Source organism: Priestia sp. P5_B4, from assembly GCF_056400385.1.
In genome coordinates this window covers 1-1,585 of record NZ_JBFULJ010000880.1, presented here as the reverse complement: position 1 = coordinate 1,585, position 1,585 = coordinate 1, and the positions used below count along the sequence as shown (strand labels likewise).

Annotated in this window: 2 protein-coding genes; both read left to right on the top strand. The window is 33.0% G+C overall.

Annotated features, from left to right (window positions below; all coding sequences use genetic code 11):
• Positions 1 to 642, top strand: a 642-nt coding sequence (locus AC1DRF_RS27080) for a hypothetical protein (RefSeq protein ID WP_477742195.1), incomplete at its 5' end; no start/stop codon positions are given.
• A 217-nt stretch (positions 643 to 859) separates the two neighbouring features.
• Positions 860 to 1,585 (top strand): acyltransferase family protein (locus AC1DRF_RS27075; RefSeq protein WP_477742194.1); only part of this gene is annotated, 726 nt, incomplete at its 3' end.

The following is a 1,585-nucleotide window of genomic DNA, read 5'->3' as shown; positions in this document are numbered from 1 at the left end:
ATTCAATCCATTACCATTCGAAAAGAAGAAATGATTTGTTTTAATGACGTGGAGAAATTTCAAGTCAATCAAAACGATTACTCAGCTAGAAAGCTAGTATCTCTATTAAAAAAAATCAAGAAATTTATTCGCACTCATTCCCATGAATATATGTGTCAAGACTATATATATCCGTGTGTATCCTCAAAAGAATTAACTTCTATTTGTTCGTCTTTTCAAATTCATCAAACCCCTGATCCAAAAGATGTGTTGTCGGTAGAAGGACAGCTATGTGAAGAAGTTGAAAAAGAGATGCGAAACAGGCTCTACTTACCTGCTAAAGAAAAAATTGTAGCTCATTTAAATACATATCCTCTTCAAAAAACCGAGGGGATTACCGTTTGTTCTAAAGGAATTTATTTCTCAAAATCTTTTAAAACAGTTTACTACCCTTGGCACTTATTTCGCCACGTGAGTATCTCAGTGGAAACCGAGGAATTAAAAATTGCTAAAAAACATTCGTTATCTCTCAACTCAGCTGCCGTGTCAAGCGGGGAAGTAATGCTGTTTCTAAAACAGATTAAACAGCATGTGCAGGCTTTGCATGAAAAAGAAGTCGATATTAAACAAGATAATAAGTTTGCATGGAAGATGTTAATTTAAAAAACAGGTTACGCGTAATCTGTTTTTTTATTTTGTAGTTCTTTAGAATCATTTATTTGGAATATTGAAAGACATCATACAAGTAAACAAGACTAGAATATTGGAAGTTAAGAAATTTTTTCCATGACTATAAGGTTAATTTTACCAAAATATCTTTCCTATTTGGATAATTATGCTAAAATAGAGMTCGAGTTTATTTTAAGGAGCTGACAACAAGATGGAACGTAATTATTCAATTGATTTTATTAAGTTTTTTGCTACAGTGTTTGTGGTTTGTATTCATGTTAATCCATCACATGACGATTTCTTTTTAGGGAACCAGGAAAATGTGCTAGATGTCATTGTTGACACATTTGCACGATTCGCGGTTCCTTTTTTCTTTATTGTATCAGGTTATTTGTTTATGAATAAAATCCAAAAGCATCCAAAGCCTTCTGCATACTTAAAAAAATACACGTGGAATATTTCAAAGCTTTATGCATGTTGGTTCATCTTTTATTTATTGTTTGGTGTAGTTCTGCGCTTATTTCAGAACCACGGAACATTAGCAGAACGAAAAGGTGCAGTAGCTGATTATTTAACATCATCCATCACATTCAAAGATATTTTTTATTATGGAAGTGACACAAGCGGATTTCAGCTTTGGTACTTGATTGCATTAATTTGGGCTGTTGTCATCGTTTTCTTATTTCAACGATGGAAAAAGATTGGCTTATTAATGTTTATCAGCACCGTATTATATGTAACTGGGTTATTTGGGCAGTCTTATTCTTTATTTTTTCCACTTTCTTTTCAAACGAGAGATGCCCTGTTCTTTGGTTTGTTCTATACAGTATTAGGAGCTATGTTTGCCCTTTATGGTAAGCAAATTCTGTCAGTATTAAACGCAAGGCCAACAATTTATTTAGCCAGCTTTTTTGTGTTTTCAGCGTTAGAGATCGTC